At 32.6% G+C, this 22,644-nt stretch carries 11 protein-coding genes, 4 pseudogenes and 1 other annotated feature; of the genes and pseudogenes, 3 read left to right on the top strand and 12 right to left on the bottom strand.

Features of this window, described 5'->3' with window-relative positions; genetic code table 11:
* Positions 1–56: 56 nt before the first annotated feature.
* Positions 57–263 (bottom strand): annotated as a pseudogene (locus GRQ40_RS18425) (transposase); the annotation flags it as partial.
* Between the two features lie 114 nt (positions 264–377).
* On the opposite strand from GRQ40_RS18425, the pseudogene GRQ40_RS02745 reads away from it, so the two are divergent.
* The 3 genes and pseudogenes from GRQ40_RS02745 to GRQ40_RS02735 form a co-directional block, all read left to right on the top strand.
* Positions 378–815, top strand: a pseudogene (locus GRQ40_RS02745) (transposase); the annotation flags it as partial.
* 369 nt (positions 816–1,184) lie between these two features.
* Positions 1,185–1,434, top strand: a binding site (T-box leader).
* 68 nt (positions 1,435–1,502) lie between these two features.
* Complete coding sequence (locus GRQ40_RS02740; RefSeq protein WP_201295976.1) at positions 1,503–2,729, top strand: MFS transporter; 1,227 nt, start codon at positions 1,503–1,505, stop codon at positions 2,727–2,729.
* Positions 2,730–3,025: 296 nt separating this feature from the next.
* Positions 3,026–4,261 carry an ISL3 family transposase gene (locus GRQ40_RS02735; protein WP_159719330.1) on the top strand — a complete coding sequence of 412 codons (1,236 nt, stop codon included), beginning with the start codon at positions 3,026–3,028 and terminating at the stop codon, positions 4,259–4,261.
* A gap of 597 nt (positions 4,262–4,858) precedes the next feature.
* Here the strand turns inward: GRQ40_RS02735 and GRQ40_RS02730 are convergent.
* The 11 genes and pseudogenes from GRQ40_RS02730 to GRQ40_RS02680 form a co-directional block, all read right to left on the bottom strand.
* A complete protein-coding gene (locus GRQ40_RS02730) occupies positions 4,859–5,620 on the bottom strand; it encodes a thioesterase II family protein (RefSeq protein WP_159719329.1) in 762 nt (253 codons plus the stop codon).
* A 40-nt stretch (positions 5,621–5,660) separates the two neighbouring features.
* On the bottom strand, positions 5,661–6,383 hold the full coding sequence (locus GRQ40_RS02725; RefSeq protein ID WP_159719328.1) for a 4'-phosphopantetheinyl transferase family protein: 723 nt from the start codon (positions 6,381–6,383) through the stop codon (positions 5,661–5,663).
* A 243-nt stretch (positions 6,384–6,626) separates the two neighbouring features.
* Positions 6,627–9,407, bottom strand: coding sequence for an amino acid adenylation domain-containing protein (locus GRQ40_RS02720; RefSeq protein WP_159719327.1), 2,781 nt, complete (start codon positions 9,405–9,407; stop codon positions 6,627–6,629).
* A gap of 16 nt (positions 9,408–9,423) precedes the next feature.
* Positions 9,424–10,548 carry an acyl-CoA dehydrogenase family protein gene (locus GRQ40_RS02715; protein WP_159719326.1) on the bottom strand — a complete coding sequence of 375 codons (1,125 nt, stop codon included), beginning with the start codon at positions 10,546–10,548 and terminating at the stop codon, positions 9,424–9,426.
* A complete protein-coding gene (locus GRQ40_RS02710) occupies positions 10,529–11,710 on the bottom strand; it encodes an acyl-CoA dehydrogenase family protein (protein WP_080862884.1) in 1,182 nt (393 codons plus the stop codon). The genes GRQ40_RS02715 and GRQ40_RS02710 overlap by 20 nt, the downstream gene beginning before the upstream one ends.
* A 69-nt stretch (positions 11,711–11,779) precedes the next feature.
* Entirely contained in the window at positions 11,780–13,531 is a 1,752-nt protein-coding gene (locus GRQ40_RS02705) for a M20/M25/M40 family metallo-hydrolase (RefSeq protein WP_159719325.1), read from the bottom strand.
* Between the two features lie 54 nt (positions 13,532–13,585).
* Positions 13,586–16,186, bottom strand: a complete 2,601-nt coding sequence (locus GRQ40_RS02700) for a condensation domain-containing protein (RefSeq protein WP_159719324.1) — start codon at positions 16,184–16,186, stop codon at positions 13,586–13,588.
* 61 nt (positions 16,187–16,247) lie between these two features.
* Entirely contained in the window at positions 16,248–20,123 is a 3,876-nt protein-coding gene (locus GRQ40_RS02695; RefSeq protein WP_159719323.1) for a condensation domain-containing protein, read from the bottom strand.
* A 135-nt stretch (positions 20,124–20,258) separates the two neighbouring features.
* Positions 20,259–21,138 (bottom strand): annotated as a pseudogene (locus GRQ40_RS02690) (IS982 family transposase).
* Positions 21,139–21,592: 454 nt separating this feature from the next.
* A pseudogene (locus GRQ40_RS18420) lies at positions 21,593–21,911 on the bottom strand (IS110 family transposase); the annotation flags it as partial.
* A 104-nt stretch (positions 21,912–22,015) separates the two neighbouring features.
* Positions 22,016–22,636: a phosphopantetheine-binding protein gene (locus tag GRQ40_RS02680; RefSeq protein ID WP_080860002.1), complete on the bottom strand. Its 621-nt coding sequence runs from the start codon at positions 22,634–22,636 to the stop codon at positions 22,016–22,018.
* Between the last annotated feature and the right edge of the window lie 8 nt (positions 22,637–22,644).

Raw genomic sequence — 22,644 nt, 5'->3', positions numbered from 1 at the left:
TTCATTTCGTTGAAATTGGGGAATTTTAAATCGTTATTGACAACCAGCGCAGCTTGCTTTAAAATGTCGTTCTCCATTTCCAGTTGCTTATTTCGTTTTCGCTGTTCAATTAGTTCCTTTTGTTCTGCTATTAAATGGTCTTTTTCTTTAAAAGAACCCGAGTTTTGATTCTGCTTCAGCCACTTATCTAAGGAAGAAGAAGTAAAATCATACTCACAAATAATCTCCTTTCTGAGCTTACCATTTTGATAGAGTTACACTATCCGTTGCTTAAATTCACCAGTAAATGTTCAACGTTCTCTTTTAGTCATTGCAGATTCTCCTTAAATGTATTATCTGTAGTCTACTTGACCTTATAATTATAGTCACTCCATTTTATTGTTCACAAAGTATGTAATATCTAAATCGTATTCGGAAAAAAGATCAATTGGAAGCCGCAGAAGATCTCAAACTCATTTATCGTGCGCCGAATAAGGAGTTAGCGTTACAGATGTTTCAATAGTTTGAGTCTAAATGGTCAAGCAATTATCCGAGGGAGTTCAACCTTGGGGCCATGAGTTGGATGTCCTCCTCACCTTTATGGACTACCCAAGCAGTATTCGAAGCATGATTTACACGACCAATGCGACGGAACGTACGATCAAGGAGATTCGGAAACGTCTCAAGCCCATGAACAGAGTAGCTTAGAAATTGCTGAAAAAATCGTGTATTTGATCATTCAAGACTTTAATGAGAAATGGGCAAGACGAAAGTTGCGAGGATTGGCTGAAGCTCATGAATCCCCTCAACGAATGTTTGAAGAACGTTATTGTTAACCAAATGTTGTAAATCAACAAAATAAGGGGATTCTTCCTTTCCACGCAGGAGACTGAATAATTTAGTCTCCTACGCGGAAGAAACAGCTCCCTCTATCCCAAATCCATTTCAGAAATATCCTATCTATCTTACATTACACATACACAAAATTCTTGATGGTACCTCAATTTTTACTCAACTAAGAAAAATTCATCTAAATATTGCCAAATTTCAATAAATATAATAATATAAATTCTATAATACCAAAAAATCTTAATTAAATAACAACTGAAATAAATATACAGAATTAAATTCCATTAAAATTTTTTTGAAGAAAATAGTAATCTTTCAAATGCTCTTAGAATAAGATATAATCACAATTCCATAAAATAAATGCAATGAAGAGAAGAGTAGGTAAAATTAATTCTTCACAGAGAGCTCCGATAGCTGAGAAGGAGTAAGAATATTTTACTGAACCAAGTCTCTGAGCAGCATTTTGGAACCTAGTTTAGGGGATAATGTGACAGGTGCTCCTGTTATAGAGCAAGGGTATAAATATTATTTATTGTACCTGATAAGGTTAATATGGTGACATATTAACAAATTGGGGTGGCACCGCGAGAAAATCTCGTCCCCAAGGCAGAAATGTCTTGGGGACGAGATTTTTTTATAAAAATTTAAAATAGGTAACATAAGGAGGAATCTTAATGAGTATTAAAAAAGTATTAGAAGCCTGGCGTTATCCATTAATCCTATTGCTGAGTATCGGCATATCTGGTGTAGGGAGTTGGGTTTATTTTATAGCACTAAATCTTATAGTACTTAATATTACTGAATCCGCACTTGCTGTAACAGGATTATATATTATTAGAGCTTTATCTACTTTGTTTACAAATATTTGGGCTGGTAGTCTCATAGATCGTTTGAATAAAAAATATCTAATGATCGCTCTCAATATCTTTCAAACAGTGTTAATAGTATTACTTCCATTATTTCCTTCTTTAGGATCGATTTATTGTATGGTATTTTTTATCACAATTGCTAGTTCTATGTATCATCCAACATCTATGACTTACATAACGAAATTAATACCAGCGGAACAAAGAAAAAGATTTAATTCATTGCGAAGTTTACTTGATTCCGGAGCTTTTGTGACAGGACCAGCAATTGCAGGAATGATGTTTACAATTGGAACACCTAACATGGCTATTTATATTAATGGCTTAGCTTTATTTATATCCGCATTAATCACTTTAGTGATGCCAAATGTTGAAGCCTCTACACAACTTGAAGGAGTTTCACAGAGAAAATTATCATTTACATTATTAAAAGAAGATTGGAGAGTTGTTATTAGATTTAGCCGTGAATACACACATATTATGATTGTATATTTTTTATTTAGTGCTATAGTAGTCTTGATGACTGCTACAGATTCTTTAGAAGCTGCTTTTGCAACTCAAGTATTAAATTTATCTGAAGGAGAATACGGGGTTTTAGTCAGTATTGCTGGTGTAGGTGTATTAATAGGCTCTTTAGCTAATACAATGATTGTTGAAAAGACTCCAACATCTTGGCTAATAGGCATGGGGTCAATGGTTATTTCAATTGGTTACTTAATTTTTACGTCTTCAAACACATTCCTTGTAGCATCCGTAGGATTTTTTCTTCTGTCATTTGCTACCGCATTTGCAAATACAGGATTCTATACTTTTTATCAAAATAATATTCCAGTGGATGTTATGGGGAGGATTGGAAGTGCATACGGTTTTGTTGAAGCATTCTTAATAATCTTATTTACAGCTATTTTCGGGTTTGCTTCTGAACAATTATCTATTAGGTTCGTTGTATTTTCAGGCTCATCAATTATGTTATTAGTCTCTCTCGCACTTTTTATATTCATAGTTCAACCTTCCAAAGCAAAATTAAACACTTAATTTTCAGAGCTTGAAAAATCGTTCAGTAATATACCTCTAATAAAAAGTTTATTAAATAGTTAGCTGTCCTACAATCAAGCAGACAGTCAAATGAAAATGTTAAAACAGCCTTGTCTGTTTTCTGCAACTAAAAAGTTAAGCGAAACGCAAGACTTTTTTCAGCACCCCAAGCCTTTTCATTTTATATGTTCATATAAGAATTGTCAATAACGATTTAAAATTGGTTCTCCCGCAATTTTGGTGAAACCCTCTCGTGGTCATTATAGTAGTAAACTATTACCACGGGAGGGTTTATTTTGGAACTGCAAACATTCTATAAGGATTGGAAGTTGCTATTTTATTCTGTTGATCGTTCGTGCGTCAAGTTGTATGTCCAATCTCAACAAAAATTGAATCTTTGTCCATCATGTAACATGCCTTCTTCGCGTGTCCACAGCCGATACTGGCGTGTGATTCAAGATGTAACTATTTTCTCGTTACAAGTATTTCTGTATGTACGTGCAAGGAAATTCTTTTGTGATCATTCTGCCTGTTCACAACGTATTTTTACGGAGCGAACTCCAGATTGGTGGTCTCCTTATGCTAGACGTACCAGTCGCTTGACCGCCTTTCTCAAGCATCTTGCCTTTACCCTAAGTGCAGAGACTGCTAGTAAAGTTTCTAAGCAGTATGGGATTCCTACAAGTGCAGATAGTTTTCTGTATTTGATTCGTAAGGAAGAAATACCTCCTATTACAGAACCTACTATCATTGGAATTGACGACTGGGCCATGAAAAGAGGGCAACGATACGGAAGTATCGTTTGTGACTTACAAACCCAAAAGCCGATGGCGTTATTGGAACATCGAACGGTACAAGAGGTGTCTAACTGGCTGCGAAAGTATCCTTCTATTCAAGTTGTAACTCGTGATGGTTCCACGGAATACGCGAAAGGAATTCGTGAAGGATGCCCTCATGCGGTACAGATTACAGACCACTGGCATCTCTTTCACAACTTAACGCAAAAGGTGGAGCAGTTTTTAAAAAAGTGCTTTCCTCGTCCTATTTCTATTTGTGTTGCAGAGTCGGATGACTACAGACCTTCTAGACAAGAGTGCCATTCTCTCACTGCTAGTGAGAAGAAAAAATGGGCGCTGATTCAGCAAGTACAACTACGGTATAAGGAAGGACAACGTAAAGCAGACATCATAAGGGAGTTTGGCATGGATAGAAAAACATTAGACAAATACTTACAGCTGAAAAAGCCCCCGAAGTATATACGGCGTGGTAGACATCGTGCCGATCTCTACCGTTCGGAAATCCTAGAGCTTCTACAAGCACAGGCAACGGTCAATCATATCTTTTCTGTGATACAAAAACAGGGATATGATCAGTCATTGTCTACATTACAGGACTATATTGCAAGGCTAAGAAAGCGGGAGATGAATGAAAAAAACACAAACAAGATTCGTATTTCTAGATATAAACTACAAGCATACTTGTGGTCCCAACTTCCCCCTACGCAGGAGGAACCAATCCTCTTTGACAAGTGATGAAACAACATCAAGCTTTGCATCGGCTAAAATCCGTTATTCAGGCCTTCCAGAAGCTGATGAACGAACAAAAGAATGAACAAGCACTTCAGGAATGGCTCTTACAGGCTGAAGACAGTAAGATACATGAAGTACAACAATTTATCAAATACATACGATCAGATATAGAATCGGTCAAACACGCATGATCCTACTCTTGGAGCAACAGCATTGTAGAAGGACAAGTAAACCGTCTAAAGGTCATCAAACGCCAAATGTATGGGCGAGCCAAGTTCGATTTACTGAGCAAAAAGGTCCTTTACCCATTCGTTTAATACTTTTCTAAAAAAATATTAGTTAACCACATGAATCTATCCTTGATTTCTTCACCAAAATTGCGGGAGAACCATTTTATCACCGTTGATTACACCATACCGTCTATATTCTTTTCAATAACACTATATCCACTTTTATTTTGCAAAATACATCTCTGGGTTTAAGAATGTTTTTGTTTTCTTTATATATCTATCTAATTAGAAACTTCCTTTTTTAAAGATTAGTTGGAAAACTGAATAATCATATGCTTATAATAAGGTAGATCTTTTAAATTATAACTAATTATTTGACTATTCGGTATTTTATATTCGACTGAATGACATTTAAAATTTTGTTCTTATGAATGTTCAAATAAAAATGGTCTCCTTCGTATATTGTATAAGAAAATTCATTAGTATAATGCTTCCATTCTAATAAATCATTTAAGTTTACAACATCATTATCCCCTATAAAACACGTAATCGGTACTGGTAACAGAAACGGCACGGACCTATAATAGGATTCAACTATTTTAAAATCAGAAATAATTGTAGGTAAATAAATATCCCTAAATGATTGATTTTCTAATATTTCTTTAGGTGTACCGTTTAATTCCTTCAACTCTTCAATAAATTCATCATGTGGTAAGTTATGTAATTTTTCATTACATGGAATATGAGGAGCCCTACAACTAGATAAATACAAATGATTAGGAGTAGGATTATTTGCATTCACTAAATACTTACAAACCTCATAACTTACTATGCTCCCCATACTATGTCCAAAAAACGCATATGGTTTGTCTAATAATAAACTTATTTCACTTGAAAGCATTCCGACTATTTCTTCAATGCTATCTAATGGGGTTTCATTTATCCTTCTTTCTCTTCCAGGGAGTTGTAATGCTATTAATTCTATATCTTTTGGAACATGTGCAAGCCAAGAATTAAAGAATGAGCTACTTCCTCCTGCATGAGGAAAACAAAACAGTCTAAATGGAGCATTATCTATCGGATTAATGCTTACCAAACTATTTGAAATAAATTTCTGTTTAATAAAAACCACATCCTTTCATCTTTCAACGCTTTAACTCTGTATAGATTAATTAATAAAGGTTCCCCAAATTCAAACTATTCACAATATACTTAATGTTACCGTAGCCTTTGTTATTTTTAACAGCAATCGAAAAGACATATTCATTAGAAAAATTATGTGTATAAAATAAAACTCGTCTATCTTCGTCTTCGTCCAAGATAGCTGGTACTGAAAAAGATAAAGGATCTAACGAAAAACCTTTGCCAATCATTTTCATATAAGCTTCTTTCCTAGTCCAAATTTTATAAAAAGCATTAATTTTACAGAGCCGATTATTAAATGAATTTACATATCGTATTTCTTCTGGCGTAAAAACAAGATTCATTATTTCAAGAAAATTTTTATCGTTTTTTTCGATATCAACGCCTATTTTTCCTATTTTAGTGATTCCACATAAAATCATATTATCGGTATGTGATAAATTGAAATAAACTTCCTTCTCATATAATTTATTTATGAACAGTTTTCCATATTTATTTTTAATTAGAGAAACTTGTGATGGATTTACTCCCAAAAACTTGCCCAATAACCCTTTTAAAACATACCTACCTACTAGAAACTCTATTTTTTTCCTTTGTATTTTATATCTTTTAAATTGAATCAAATCGTTACTATCTAGAATATACATAAATTTATTTAACTTTTCTTCTGGCATTGATTCTGGTATGCTAGTAAAATTTAATAGTACAGCAGAATTGAGATTGGAAAATTCATTTACTTGAAAGTTATTCATAAAAATTCTCTCATCTCCACTACGTTAATCTAAATACACATCTATATGTAAAAAAAGAAAATATTCAGAGAGAATCTCCCTATAACATAATATTAGCCTTTGTTTAGCCAAAAATAAGAATTATTATTCAATAAGTATCTTAGTACACATTCCTTAGTTTTGTATAAAATAGTAATTGCTTCCCGCAAAATATTATTAATAGTGGGTGAAGAAAATAATCCCCACCCATTCAAAAAAGTGTTACTAACATGTTGTGGTTGCTTGAGCTATGGTTTCAATAATTGAATATAAGACTATATCCTCATGCTCTTGTAAAAAGAAATGTCCTCCATCGAACAATTTTATTTCACAATTCGCTGAGCTTAATTCGGTCCAGTCCTCAAGTTCAGCTATTTCAATTCTGTCATCTTTACCTCCATAGATTGAAATTGGGAAAGGAAGAATCTTTAACTCCCCTTTGTAAAGATAAGTTTCAGCTAACTTTTCATCAGCCCGCATGGTAGGAATCATCAATGACAATAATTCTTTATTTTTTAATAATTCATCAGACAAACCACCAAATTCATTTACTCGAGTTAGAAACTCACTATCGGGTAAGTGATATCTAGGTGGGTCTTTTAATTCAACGTGAGGAGCTCTACTAGCTAGTGCAAACAACCTATTAATTCTGATTCCCTTCTTTAATAATATACGACAAGTTTCAAAGGCTAAAATGGCACCTCCACTATGACCTAGAAATATTAGTGGCTTGTCAGAGTACAATTCTATTTCAGATGCTAAGCGATTAGCTACTTCAAAAGCAGAATCAAATGGTTTCTCTTTAATCTTTGTTCCATGACCTGGTAAATCAATAGTTATTATTTCAAAATCGGGTGCTAAAAGTTCTGGCCATCTCTTAAAGAGGTATCCACTTGCTCCGGCATATGGAAAACAAACTATACGGTATTTAGCTTGAGGAGCTTCATGAACCTTAAGCCATGATTGTTCTATCTCATTTAGTTCTCTGATTAAATCTTTACGTTTGTTTTTGTTGAATGTTTCTTTTTGTTTAACTAGATTTGCTAAGTTCTCTACAGTTGGTGATTGAAAGAAATCAATCAAATTAATATCCACATCAAATCTATTTCTAATTTGAGAAACAACCATTGTCGCTTGTAAAGAGTTTCCACCAAGATCAAAAAAATTATCATTAATCCCTATATTTTTTACACCAAGAATTGGACATAGAATTTCATCACATATCATTAATTCTGTTTCATCTCTTGGTAACAAATGATTAGAGCTTTCTGGTATTAACTCAGAAGGTCTAGGTAAGGATTTTCTATCTATTTTCCCATTAGGAGTTAGAGGAATTTCATCAATCTCAATAAATCTAGACGGAACCATATAACTAGGTAAATTCCCCTTTAAACTTTCACGTAGCTCTTTAATATCTATTGCAGCCCCTTTTTCTAAGACTATATATGCGATTATTTGAATATCGTTATTAATTTCATCACTAACATCAACTACAGCCTGTTTTATATTTGGTAGTCTTATTAAGTTGGACTCTATCTCTTCAAGTTCTACTCTAAACCCTCTAATTTTTATTTGTCGGTCTGATCTACCTAGGATTTCAAGATTCCCATCTGGTAACCACCTTACAAGATCTCCTGTTTTGTATAATTTGGAATTCTTATCGTTACTAAAAGGGTTATTAACAAATCTTTGGGAATTAAGTTCATTACGATTTAAGTATCCTCTCGCTAAACAAGCTCCTCCAATATATAGTTCCCCAGGTACCCCAATAGGTACAGGTTGTAAATTATTATTTAGTACATATGTTTCAATATTATACATTGGTTTACCTATTGGGGGATTGGTATTCCATTTACCTTTACAATCAAAAAGAGTAACAGCAACTGTTGTCTCCGTAGGCCCATATCCATTTACAAAGCGTCTCTTTGGTGATGACCATATGCTAACAAGATCTCCAGAAAACTTCTCTCCTCCAACAGATAATAGTCGCAACATTGGAAAATCCTTTGGATTAAGTAATGGTAATAAAGCTGGAGGAAGTTCAGCTACAGTAACTCCGTATTTCCTCATTAATTCAGTAAGCTTTTCAGGTGACTTTCTTTCTTCCTCACTAGCTATACAAAGTGTTGCACCATTACATAAAGAAGTAAAAATATCGAACACTGAGACATCAAAGCCAATTGAAGCGAATTGTATAATTACATCATTTTTGGTAATCTCGTATTCTTTAGAGATAGAAAAAATAAAATTGGTTAACGACCTATGTTCAATCATTACCCCTTTTGGAGTTCCAGTACTTCCTGATGTATAAATTACATAAGCCAAGTTATTTAAGTTTACATTTCCTTTAGGGTTTTGAGAGGGGGTGGTTAATATTTGTTTTTCAAGCATTTCAATTTTAATTAATTTTGTATTTAAGTTTACGTTATTAATATTTTTACTTAATTTATCATTTGTAATAACAAGACCTGCTTGTGAATCCTCTAAAATTTGATTTACTCGATCTTTAGGATAGGATGGGTCTATTGGTAAATATGCTCCACCTGCTTTTAATATTGCTAAAATAGTAATAATCATATCTAAAGATCTCTCTAAAAACACCGCAACAATTGTTTCCTGATGAACTCCTTGCGTATTTAAGTAATGAGCTAATTTATTAGCTTTATTATTTAATTCGGTATAAGACAATGATTTATCATTAAAAATTACAGCATTTTTGTGAGGGTTTTTAATTACTTGTTCCTCGAACAACTGATATGTAGTCATCTTCGGAAATTCACAAGTTTTCCCTTTGCTCCACACTTCAGTAACTAAACGGTACTCATTCTCTCCAATGTTATAGTTTTTATCAAGATCTATATCATTGTCTACATTTAAATTTGGAGCTTTGACCGAATTAATTTTTTTATTAATAACATCATTATTAATAATATTATTTCTAATTATCTCCAAAATAGGTTTACTTTTATCGATTGGTAAACGTTTCAACCTTGAAGTCAAATCCATAACGATACTCCTCCATTTATTTTGTACTATTGTGAAAAGAATGTAAGTTAAGCTTACCCGCTTCAATCCAAAGTGATTTTGGGGTACCTAACCTTACAGACTCAAAAGCAATAAATCGATAATATTTTTCTATTTTTGCTAGTTTAGTCATTCCAAATGCCCCATGTAAATGTAAAGATTCTCTGGAGATTTGTAGTGATAACTCAGAAATGTATGCTAACGCCTCCGTTGCTAGTTGTATTAAATCATCCCTTTCAATATCTAAAGATGCGGTATAATGAATTTTAAGTTTAGCAGCCTCAAGTTGCCCTAGTAGAGATGCTAATTTAAAACCTATACTTTGATTATCTATTAGTTTTTTTCCAAATTGCCTTCTAATATTTACATATTTAATTGCCTCACTTAATGCGCCTCTTGATAACCCAAGTAGATATGAAGCCTGACGAAGTCTAGCAGAAGCAAGTATTTTTTTTAATTCATGTTGTTCTATTTTTACCATGTCTTCTTTATGTAGTGTTAAGTTCTTAAACTCTAAACTGTAGATAGTTTCATTAGTTATACTATTTTGTGGGGTAGCAATGATCCCATTTCTTTCGATAGGTATTAAAAATACATTGTTATCTACTACAATAATTAGCTTACTTAATTCGCTGAGGTTTATAGCGAAATTATTTCTTCCACTAATAGTCCATTCAAAATCAGCTTTTTTTAATAATGTATTTTTTGAGGTATTATTTATCCCTATAACTGACATGAACAAATCTCCAGATACAATTTGCTCAATTTCATTTTCAAATAGTTCAGGAGTCTCAGATTTAGTTAAAATATCTGCGGCAATCATAGTATCTAAATAAGGACTTCTAAAAAGGTGTTTCCCCATGCTTTCACATATCATCAGTACCACTTCTGTTCCCAGTTCATATCCACCATCTTTCAAGGGAATATTGTAACCGGGAACACCTATATCTTTAAGATTATTCCAAATTTCTGATTGATTTGTTTCATCTTGATAGTAGTCTTTAACATTAGAAATAAATTCTAGACCATTTATTAAATTAACAGATTCTCTCTGAACAATATTGTTTATTACTTGTTCTAAACCTTCCAACATAGGTGATTGATTATATAACATTTTCATCATTCCTTTTTTCACTTATATTTAATTGAAACTTTGAAATACTTTCTAAAAGTATTTCAGAGGTACCTGCTGAAAGTGTCAAACCAGGCGCCTCCCTATACGCAGCTTCTAAACTTCCATAAAGAGGATTGTATCCATGTTCTTCACTTAAAGAAGCTTTTATTCCTCTTAGTTCTAATCCTTTCCACACAATTTCGCAGGCAAGTTCACTTGAATACCATTTTGAGATAGCTGCTAGAGATTCATCCACAGATCCTGTACTCTCTAATTGGTCTAAAACTTTGTATGTTAAGTATCTTGATGAGTCAAGCTTACATTTTAAGCGTGAGAACTCAATTAAGAAATTCTCACTTTCAACTTCATTATCCATAATTGCACGTTCAAAAATTAAATTAAACCATCTAATTGCTCTAACGTAGTAGTCAAGACCAGTTCTTTCAACTGAAAGGGCTTTGTTTATAATTGACCATCCTTCATCTTTTTTTCCAATAATATCATCTTCGGTAACAGTCACACCATCAAGTATTACTTCAAATAATGACTCATCACTTAAGCTTGGAATAGCGTTTATAGTGACTCCTTTGCTATCCAATGGCACCATAAATAAAGTTAAACCTTCGTATTTTGAGGACTTATTTGAAGTCCTAGCAGCACATAAACCATAGTCAGATAAGTGTGTTTTCATACTATATACTTTCCGTCCATAAAGTTGATAAGTACCATCTTTACAAAGAGATGCCTTAGTTTCTAGTGCACTTAAATCTGATCCTATTTTGGGCTCTGAATATAGGATGCAAGCAAATTTTTCGCCTGTAGCAAGTTCCGGTAAATATTTTTGTTTTTGTACTTTGGTAGCAGAAAGGTACAGCAGATTTGCAACTATTAAAACTGAAAGTACATGTAGAGATTCTGGTACCCCATTCAAAGACATTTCTTCAATTAAGGCTGCTGTTTCAAATAAAGATTTGTCTAATCCACCATATTCTTTTGGTAAATTTGGCGCTAACAAGCCTTGTTCACCTAAAATTTGATAAATTTTTCTTGGATCATAATCTTTATTGCCTGACCTTACCTCATCAATGAGCTTTTTCATCTCTGCTGATTGAAAAAGATCTTTAATTCTTTTTCTAAATTTTTCTTGCTCTATCATATTTAGTGATTGCAAAAAAATCCCCTCCGAAAATACCGAAATAAATTTAATATTCAGTTTATTGGTGATATAGCTTCATAAAACTTAAAAGTGTAAATGTTCATTATCCTCAATATAAACTGGCCTGTCCAGCTTATGAGAATTAACCCATCCTGTAACTAGCAGAATAATAATTATTGTTGATAATAAACTAATTTGCAACTTTTTGTTCCTATTAAATAATTTGTATATTGGTTCAAGGAAAGATAAAAGTATCGATGTTAAGATTGTTAACCCTATATTTAAATAAGGAGGTAAACCAATAAACAATAATTTATAGACTGTAGTGAAAAGCACAATTGGGAAAAATGAAATGATTAACATTGTTAGTAAACTATTAATGACCTTAAATGGGTTACTACATCTGATTGCTATACTTAAAACCATACCATTAATCAACAAAGGTATTAAAAATAGATAGCTCGCTCCAGGAAGATATATAACTGTTCCGATTAAAGCTGTTAAGAACAGCAAGGTTCCTGCAAACATGTTTTCAAATTCATTTGTTTTTCTAAAATGGTTAGAAACTATACAACTCATTAAAAAAGTTACAAGCACAAAGGACGTATTGTATAATATCGAGTCATATGTCGCATCAGTAGATAAAGTCATTTTTTTTACCCAAATATTGTTAATCACTATCCATAATGAAATCGATGTGATTAAGGATGTTAAAATAATTATCAATATTTTAAGAGTACTCAATAATACACCTTTATATGTAATAATTCCTCTGTTAATACTTGTACTAAAAATAGTTATTATAAATAATGTTAATAGGATACTAAGTGGAATAACATATGATTGGGGGAAGTGTATCATTTTCCCCAACAAACTAAAATAGATTTCATTAGGTGACTCCAAGTTTTCTAAATTTAGGTTCCCAAAATGTTTAGCCATTGATAGAGCATTTTCCCCTTGGTGTTGTAAAGAAGATTTGTCAACGTTGTCTATATTATCATAAGGTGTATGATAATATTCCCATCCATCAATGTATGCAAAGTTAAGTCCAGGAATACCAGCATCTAATGAAATTGTTAGATCTGTATCATTAGGCATTTTCTTATAAATGTCACCCATAAAAGAATTAGCTAATGGTTTAGGGGCAACTTTTGAAAATTCTTGAATAAGAGTCCCATTATGGTCGCTTGTTTGATACATCATAGAAGGCCCTTTTGAGCCTCTACTTTCAAAATTAATCACTAAACCAATCGCATTTCTATAGCTATCTTTTTTCCAAAATATTTCAGCACCAAGTAGTCCAAGTTCCTCGCCATCAGTAAAAACGAACCATACATCGTTCTTTAATTTATCACTGTTTTTTAGCGCTCTTGCAGTTTCAAGAAGAGCAGCTACACTAGCCCCGTTATCATTTGCACCTGATCCATTAGGGACTGAATCATAGTGGGCAGATAGCATAAGCGCTTTTCCATCTTCAGTTCCCTTTAAGATACCGATAATGTTATTCAACTCAATGTCTCCATTAAAATATTTTGTTGATAAATCCCCACTAAAAGTATCAACTATTGTATACAGCTCAAGTTTTTCTAATTCTTGTAAAATGTATTCCCTTACTAAATAGTTTTCATACGATCCTGTAGGATGGGGGTGTTTTGCTATGTGCCTTATATGTTGAAAAGCTCTCTCTGCAGAAAAGCTATCAATAGCAGTTTCATTATCTTTTGGATTTGGAGGCATCTCCAAAAATATAGTTATAGATATAAGAAAAGCAATGTATAAAAGTATAAACACAGATTTAGTTTTGGAAATGTTAATCTGTAAAAAGGCTTTCTTCAATTTATTCCCCTTCCCATCTCAATTAGAAAAATCACATGATCAAAGCTTCTAGGTTCATGAATCAATAATTTCTTTCAAAGTATCTATATAATACTTAATGAGTTGTTCTACTGTAGATTTCTTATATCTTTTATTACTATACGACCATCTTAAAATGTATTTCTTATTTGATACCCAGCTACTAATATCAAACTCTACATTTCGCTTGTTTCTTGGGTCTCTTTCATTACCAACAGATTCATCTGATGGTGTGAGTAGTAAATCCCTATTTAGCCCACTATCTACATGCCCTTGGTAATCAAAACCAATTATAGGCTTTGGAAACTTTGATAATTTCTGTTTAATATCTTGATCATCATGAAGATATCTTAATAATCCGTAGTTAAATCCATTATTAGGAATATTTGATAACTGATTTTTTACACTTTGGATAGTTTGAATGATATCTTTATCTTGATCGTATAGTTCTAAATAAACAGGATAATTGGTTGTGAACCAGCCTGCTGTTCTTGAAAGGTCTATATTGTTTGAAATTACTTCTCTTCCGTGGGAACCCGTTTCAACTAAAATATGTTTGTTCCCTGTCCATTTATTGATCGTCATTAATAAAGCTGTGAAGGATACAACTCGCATATCTACTCTTAAATCTCTATGGACTTTAGAAAGCAAAGATTCTGTATCTTTTTGATTTAAACTAGCAAAAAGTAACTCCGTATTTAATTCAGTATTCTCGCCTTCTTCAAAGTCTATAGGTATGTAAAAAGGCTTATTGAAGATATCACTTTGCCAGTATTTTTTTTCACTTATATCTATATCTGTGTTTGCATATTCAATTAATTTATTCGTCCAGTCATAATAAGAGGTTGTTTTTTCAGGAAAGCTTGGATTTTTACCATTCAAAAGTTGAGAGTATACTAATTGAAAGTCCTCCGCAAATATTTTCATTGTAATTGTGTCTGAGATAAGCCTATGGCTAATTATTAATAAGCGATCCGGAACATTTCCACCTAGCGAAATTAGGACAACCCTTAATAACGGACCATTGTTTATATCAAGTAAAGTTTGATGATAATTAGCTAAATCTTCTATTTTTTTCTTCTGATGTTTAATATCAACATCTGACCAATCATAATAGCTAAAGGCTATCGTATGTTCGGTATCAGAAAAATATTGTTTCCATCCATCTGAAGTTTTTTTAAAGAACAAACGAAGAGCATCATGATGATTGGATATAAATTTTAGTGTTTTCTCAACAATATTAGGGTTTAACTTAATATTCACTTTAAATATCCATGAATTGTTAAAATGATGATAATTATGTAATTCTTTTTCGAAAAATCTTAGTTGTGGTGGAGTTAATGGAGCAATTCCAGATTTCTTTTCTTGTTCTGTATTTAAGTTAACCCCCTCTTTTACAATTTGAGATAACTCTGCTATTGTTGGATGTGAAATAATATCTTTAGGACTTAGAGTAAAGCCTGCTTTTTTCATTTCAGAATACGTTTGAATAGATAAAATGGAATCTCCACCAATTTCAAAAAAGTTATCAAACACCCCAATATTTTCTATATAAAGTACACTGGACCAAATTTTTGAGATTTTCTCTTCAATTTCATTTCTTGGGGGAATTTTATTTTTTTTCGAATCAGTCTGTGTTACTTCATTTAGAAAATCGCTATTTAATAGATCAATTTCATCATCAATCCATATGAACTCTACTGGTATCATTTCCTCAGGTAACCTTTTCAACAAATAGCTTTTCAACAAATGATTAGATCTGACTTGATTCGGTTTACTTAATAAGTAAGCGACTATTCCCCCCCCTTTATTTAATTGTATTATCGCATCTTGGATTAAAGGGCTTTCTTTAATTGCATTTTGAATATATTGTAAATCTACTCTTTCTTCTGCTTTTTCTTGATTATCATAGTTTATATTAAAACTAATTTCTGGAAGTTCATTAATTACACTATTAATATTTGATAACATTTGCTCTAGCATCAAATTAATGTGATTTACAAATTGTGTAATAATGTCCCTAGAAAACATTAAAGAATTATATTCTACAACGCCGGTAAAGACATCTGAATCATCTAATTGTATAGTAAGGTTTTTACTAGCGAAATCCGGCAGGTCGAGATGTATATTATTCATACTTATTAATACACTGTATAAAGGATTATCATATTTAGAATACTCAATATTTAATTCATTAATAAGTAAATTGAATGGATATTGTTGATTATCGTATGCATCCAATAATGATTGTCTGACATTTACCATTAATTCTTTACAAGTCATTTGGTTAGTTATTCTGTCCATTATCACCAATACATTTCCTTGTGAGTTTGAAGTTTTCCCTTTTCTTGAGGGACTTCCAACTGTAACAAATTCAGTATTATTATATTTAAACAAACAAATTTTAACTGCAGTCATTACAATTACATACTTAAGAAATGAAGAGCCCCCACTTAAGTCATTTATTTTCTCAACTAAAGAATCTTTTAAAGTGAACTCTATTTCATTTGGTACAAACCCTTCATCAGTATTATCACCAATTCTCACAGGTAAGCCGGACTTAACCGTCTTACCTGTGAGCTTTTCTATCCAATAATTTTTAGCATTTATCAGATTTTTATCAAATATTAAAACCATATCTATTTATCTCCCTTCAAATAAGTCAAGGTAATTCTTCTTTCAAAGTTTAGAGAAAAAATCAAAAATTGAAATTATCTTTGTAATCAGAGTTATCCGAATTAACAACGATTAAATTTTGACTCTCGGTCAGAGGAATATCGATAAGTTTTATAGAAGGATTATCTACCACATACTTTAAAAGCTTTAGATATAAACTCACCAATATTTTCATATCATCTTCTTCAAAAATATCTGTATTAAAAATTAATAATCCTTCTGTTTTTTCTCTACCGTTCATGATTACCATTTCTAAATCACACTTAACTTTATCGATGTATTCCTTTAGAGGAGTTACTGAAAGATCTGGTATTATAAGTTCCTTAATCATACTATTATGATGATAATCAAACATTACCTGAAACACTGGAGTATAACTTAAGCTTCTAGTGATGTTAAGTTTATCGACAACCAAATTAAAAGGTAAGTCACTATAATTAATGGAATCTGATACCTCTCTTCTAATATTTTTTAATAATTCCTTAAATGACATGTTTTCAGATAATCGACTCCGTACGGCAACAGAGTTTACAAAGTTTCCTATTATACCTTCGGTTGCGACTTTCCTTCCTGCGACAGGCATTCCAATTACTATATCTTCTTGTCCAGAGTACCTGTAAAGTAAAGTTTTCCACCCAGCTAATAAAGTCATATATAGTGTAGTTCCTTCTTTGTTACTTAAATTAGTTAGCTTATTTATTAATTGAGTAGGTATATTAAATGCATAGGTACTTCCTTCAAAAGATTGTACCTTTGGACGTCTTTTCTTTGAAGGGAGTACAAGTAACTCCGGTGCTCCAGATAACTTTTCTTTCCAAAAATTTATATATTTTTCTATTTCCTTTTCGGACATTCTTTTTCTTTGCTCGATAGCGAACTCACTATATTGCATTTTAATTTCTTCAAGAGATAAAGTTGATTTATTAGATATTGTTTGATATAGAGTTACTAATTCTTTTAGGAATATTTGATATGACCAATTATCAGATATTAGATGGTGCATATTGAAAATAAGAATATGACAGTCTGACCTTATTTTCAATAAAGTAGCTCTAAACAATGGACCTTCTTCAACATTAAACGGTCTTAGAGATTCTTCTTTATTTATACGATCTACTTCTTCTTCTTTTAAATTTTCATCTAAAGTCTGTAAATCAACTATTTTTAAAGAAAAATGTGCATCGTTATTAATTAAAGCTATTGGTTTTCCGTCCCTTAGAGGAAACACAGTTCTTAAACTTTCATGTCTTTTAATAATTTCTATAATACTTTTCTCTAAAATATTTATATCTAAATTCCCAACTAATCTTATCGCACACGGTATATTGTACGACGAAGAATTTGGATCGAGATAATTTAAATACCAAATACCCTCTTGTGCAAAAGATAGTGGATATTGATTTATTTCCTCAATTATTTTATTTTCATTTTTTAAATCCTCCGTATGATTTCCTTCTTCTATTAAAGATAATAAGTATTGGCTTAATTCACGAACTGTCGGATAATCTAAAATAATGTCATAATCAAGTTCTATATTAAATTCATTCTCGAGTTTTTCAATAATATGAATTGAAATTAATGAATTCCCACCAATTTCAAAAAAGTTATCTTCCACATTCAATTGGTCTAGGTTTAGTGCTGTGCACCAAATTTCCTTAATCTTTTTCTGGATGTGCATATCATTATTAATAATTGTTCGAGTTTCGTTTGAGTTTAACTCATTCTTGGGAGATATATTATTAAAAGATAAATTACAGTTGTTTTCATTAAAATCTAACCAACATTTGGTTTTCTCAAACGGATAAGTTGGAATTTCTAATCTCTGAAAATGTTGTCCCTCGTAGTATTTATCCCAATTAATATTTCCCCCAATAGAATAAATATCTGAAATAGCTTTGATTAAAGAGCAATAATTATCTTCTTCATAAGAAGCAATTGAACTTACAAAATCCAACTCATTTCTAATCTCAAGAAGCTCTTTGAATAGTTCGCCATCCTTATTCATTCCTAAAAATATTGGATTAGATTTTTCATTAAATGATAAAATGAGATTTTTAAATCTATTTTTGTCAAATGTTATAGTTTCATCAAAATCAGTAGCATTTAAAATAGCTTCCTCAAGAGTTATCTTACCCATAATTACTTTGACAACAAGATTTCCTAACCCAACACCTATAACTTTTTCAGGTATTATTCCTTTTGAAATCCAATAAAAATATAATAAATATTGGAAAATAAATTTTCTCACACTCTCATTATCATTAGATGGAAATTTTACGAAATATTGATTATATATATCTTTGCATCGTGGATGATCAATTGTTAAGTATTGAAATATATTTTCAGGAATCTCAAAGTCGTGAGAAAATAGAAAAATAATAGAAGGATTCTCTAAGCATCTTTCTGTTACATTGATTTTATTAAGCTTTTCTATTAGTTCATGTCTACTACTAGCGACACAAGAGATTCTATAGTTATAATCATCTCTTCCTTTATTTAGAACATAGCTAATGTTTTTTAAATTATCTCTACTATTTTTTAAATAAGAAATAAGTAATTTTTTATACTTTTTTAAAGAGTCAGTAGATTTAGCCGAAAATGTAAACAAATAAGGTCCCTTTTCTTCCTCTTCATCTTGATAGTTAATTACTGGAGCTTCTTCCAAAACCACATGTACATTGGTACCACTCATCCCAAATGAACTAACTCCAGCTCTTCTTTTCCCATTATTCTCTATATTCCAATCCCTAAGTTCAGTATTTACCATTACAGCAGAATTTTCAAAGTCAATATGTCTGTTTAATTTTTTTATGTGTAAAGATGGAAAAATTTTTTTGTGTTTCAATGATAGAATAGCTTTAATAACACCCGCTATACCTGCCGCTTCTGCTAGGTGACCAATATTTGACTTTAAAGAACCAATATAACAAAAGTTCCTTTTGTCAGTAAATTGATTAAAGGCATCTGTCAATCCTTGAATTTCTATTGGATCCCCCAGTTTTGTACCAGTTCCATGCGCCTCAATATAAGAGATAGTTTCAGGATTAACGTTAGCTTTTTTCCATGCACTAATAATGACTTCAGTCTGAGCCTGAGGACTAGGAGCTGTAATTCCATTTGACAAGTTGCCATCTTGATTCGAAGCACTTCCTTTAATAACTGCATGAATAACATCCTTATCTTTAATTGCCTTCTCTAATGGCTTTAATAATAAAATTCCTCCACCTTCTCCTCCAACAACTCCATCTGCAGAATCATCAAATGCCTTACACATATTACTCTTCGATTCCATTCCAAATTTGATATCAGATGGAAAGTTTAAATTCGAAAGAAGTCTAACTCCCCCTGTGATTGCATATTCTACTTCTCCGAGGATTAGTTTATTGCATGATTCATGTAATGCTGTTAATGAAGAGGAACAAGAAGTATCTATAATCATTGATGGTCCTCTTAATCCAAGAAAATAAGAAATTCTCCCTGCACTAATGGCATATGAGTTACCAGTTAATAGTGTTGGATGAAATTTACTAGCTAAGTGTATATATTCAGGTTTAGGTCCACCAAAACCACTTAAAATTAAAGATGTTTTACTCCCCTTAAAATCCTCTAATCTGTATCCTGCATTTTCTATCGCACTGCAAACCAATTGTAATAATATTCTTTGATGGGGATCCATATGATCTGCCTCAGATTTTGAAATATTAAAAAAATTATAGTCAAATTCATCTATTTGTTCTAAGTACCCAAAAAGAGCAGATTGATTACTACCTGATGTTTCCTTACGTCTTAAAGGAAGTTTTTTTACACTAAAGATACCATTACTTAAATTTTCATAAAATTTATCTAAATTTTCTGCATCAGGGAAAATTCCACTCACTCCTATAACTGCAATATCCATCCTATACTACCTCTCCCTCTATAAAATAAGGATTTTCTCATTATTTCGTTAAATTTCTTCAATTTTTATAAGCATCCATGTATCGTAGGCATCAGAAATAATGAAATATAATTAACCCGTGGTGCTAGTTGAACATTAACGCTCAACTAGCCCGAGTATAACAAGTGAATAGGCCAACAAGATGCCATCTAGCGCAACTTCAAAACCTGCAATAGAGTTAGCGCGAATCTCTGTTATGCGGTACTGACCAACGAGAACAAAAAACACGGTTTCGACGACTTTGCGCTTTTGCTTGATCCACTGTTCCCATCGTTTTAATTTGCGCTTCTTCTGATTCTTCCGAGTAGGCGTCCACAGTGCCATTTGATATTCCTTGTATAGCTTTTTTTTGTAATACATCGCTGATATATCCCTTATCTCCTAAGGTATAGGGGTGTGGAACTTGTGTCATCACGGTTTCGGCTACCGCTTTATCATGGCAAGGTGCTTCGGTTACCACATACCCCATAGGTAGACCTTGATTTGTCACCTGCAGATGAAATTTGAATCCATAATAACGCTGCTTTTTGGACGCACAATAGCCGATATTTGCCATGCCTTGAAACCGTTTCACACGATACACTCTAGCTGCATGACACCATTCTAGGGGGAGGCTATCGATTACGGCATAGGCATGGTGCTGTCCACGCTTGGCTACCTGTTGACGAATCCATTTGATGGCGAAACGAAGGGCTCGAGCGCGACGATTGTAACGGGAACGTTTGGGAAAATCATCAACTGAAAACAAATTCCCAATCACAAAGCGATGCCACGCGCGCTCAGAAGTAAATCCAAACAGTTTCCCAAGGATATGAATAGCGATGATCACCTCATCTTTTGGTTTCATCAAGTGGCGATTGTGACGTTGAAGATATGAATCCATAAGCGAAAGTTGAGTGGAAACAAAAGACAGAATCGCCTCGTATTGTTTTTGAATGTTTGCTTGGTTTGTAGTAAAATGAAAGTGCTCTTGCATGGGGATTCTCCTTTCGAATGGTTGGTCGCACTTTCATTTTAAAGGAGATCCACAAGCAAGGGCTCTTTTTTTGCTTATTCAAAATTATCTAGCACCACGGGTATAATTAATATTTATTAATACTTGAATAGGTAGGGTGTAGTAGGATAAACTCCATCATCCTTTTTTTTGAAAATGGAGGTCATTTCCCTATGATCGCACCTTTGGATCTTCATTTGTCTTATGGCGGTGTACCCTCCCAAGTCTCACGGAGTCCTTTTACTCCTACATTTCTTCATTCAACCTATCCATGAGGTGGAGATCGGGTGTATGCTCCATAGCTAGCTCTATGCCTGTATGGTGTGATAACGACCGACTTCTCCGTGCTTCTGATGTCTATCTTCGATACGTCTTTTCAGTTTTAGCGACTACCCGCAATGTCTTTAATTGTGGAATATCTTGTATCATTTTTTCTTTATTGAATGGGATCGGTTAATGGATTAACATGCCGTGTGCGATAGTACTCATGTAAGGCTTTAAAGACTCTGTTTTTCGCTGTTAGGGGCATCGCCACCCGAAATAAGTGCTCGCAGTCATTTTCTCCTCCGTTTACTAATCGACTCTTTCCCACGATGTTTCCCCGATTCATTCTTTTTTAGGTTCAGCTCCGCGAGCTTAATGATTTGGCATAGATGCCGGTATTGGTGGAGGTCGCCCACCTCAGCGAAAAAACCAACTACCGTCATTTCTCCGATTCCTTTGATGTCGCACATCTCTTTGGCACCTGGAATCTTTAAAACCTTTCCCCTAACTACTTTCCATACTGTTTCATTATGAAAAAGCTAATCAAAACATGGAATTTGTTCTTTTTCTTTATAAGAACATGTGTTTTTAATGTCTAGAGAGTATATCCATCAACTTTTCCAGTGTTTTTTTCTACACTCAATTTTTGATCAATATAAAAACTTAACTTTTCAACAGTGTTATATTTAAATAAGTCAACAAGAGTTACTGTATCAGGATATATTTGATTAATTAAATAAAATACTTGTGAACACTTTAATGAGTCTCCTCCAATTTCAAAGAAGACATCTTGGACACTTATCATTTCAACCCCCAACACACGTTTCCAGATTTCTGCAATTTGTTTTTCTGTTTCAGTTTTTGGTAGTACATAGTGTACTTTTTCGTTCTTCTTTCCTGTTTGTGTAATTTGTTGACTACGTTCAATATAATCCTTTAAACTACCACCAGGATTATCAACCCATATATAACGTGAAGGTAAAATACCACCAGGTAGCTGATTAGATAGATATCCACTTATTAATTGATTTGATCGTAACTTATCCGGCATACATACTAAATATGCTATAATATCTTCTTTGCCATCAGATTTATTTTCAGTTACAACTAGGGCATCTTGAACAATTGGGTGACTTTTTAGAACTTCTTCTATCCTTAATAAATTATCATTAGAATTTTCAATACAATTTTCTTTTAATGACTTAATTTCATCCAAACATATCA

This window comes from Anoxybacillus sp. PDR2, from assembly GCF_009834045.1.
GTDB classification, from domain to species: domain Bacteria; phylum Bacillota; class Bacilli; order Bacillales; family Anoxybacillaceae; genus Anoxybacteroides; species Anoxybacteroides rupiense.
This window is presented reverse-complemented; position numbering and strand designations above follow the sequence as displayed.

Bases quoted from the DNA above. Each gene is read 5' to 3' on its own strand.
- GRQ40_RS02720 (WP_159719327.1), bottom strand. From the start codon at position 9,407: ATGGATTTGACTTCAAGGTTGAAACGTTTACCAATCGATAAAAGTAAA.
- GRQ40_RS02715 (WP_159719326.1), bottom strand. From the start codon at position 10,548: ATGATGAAAATGTTATATAATCAATCACCTATGTTGGAAGGTTTAGAA.
- GRQ40_RS02725 (WP_159719328.1), bottom strand. From the start codon at position 6,383: ATGAATAACTTTCAAGTAAATGAATTTTCCAATCTCAATTCTGCTGTA.
- GRQ40_RS02695 (WP_159719323.1), bottom strand. From the start codon at position 20,123: ATGGATATTGCAGTTATAGGAGTGAGTGGAATTTTCCCTGATGCAGAA.
- GRQ40_RS02700 (WP_159719324.1), bottom strand. From the start codon at position 16,186: ATGGTTTTAATATTTGATAAAAATCTGATAAATGCTAAAAATTATTGG.
- GRQ40_RS02740 (WP_201295976.1), top strand. From the start codon at position 1,503: ATGAGTATTAAAAAAGTATTAGAAGCCTGGCGTTATCCATTAATCCTA.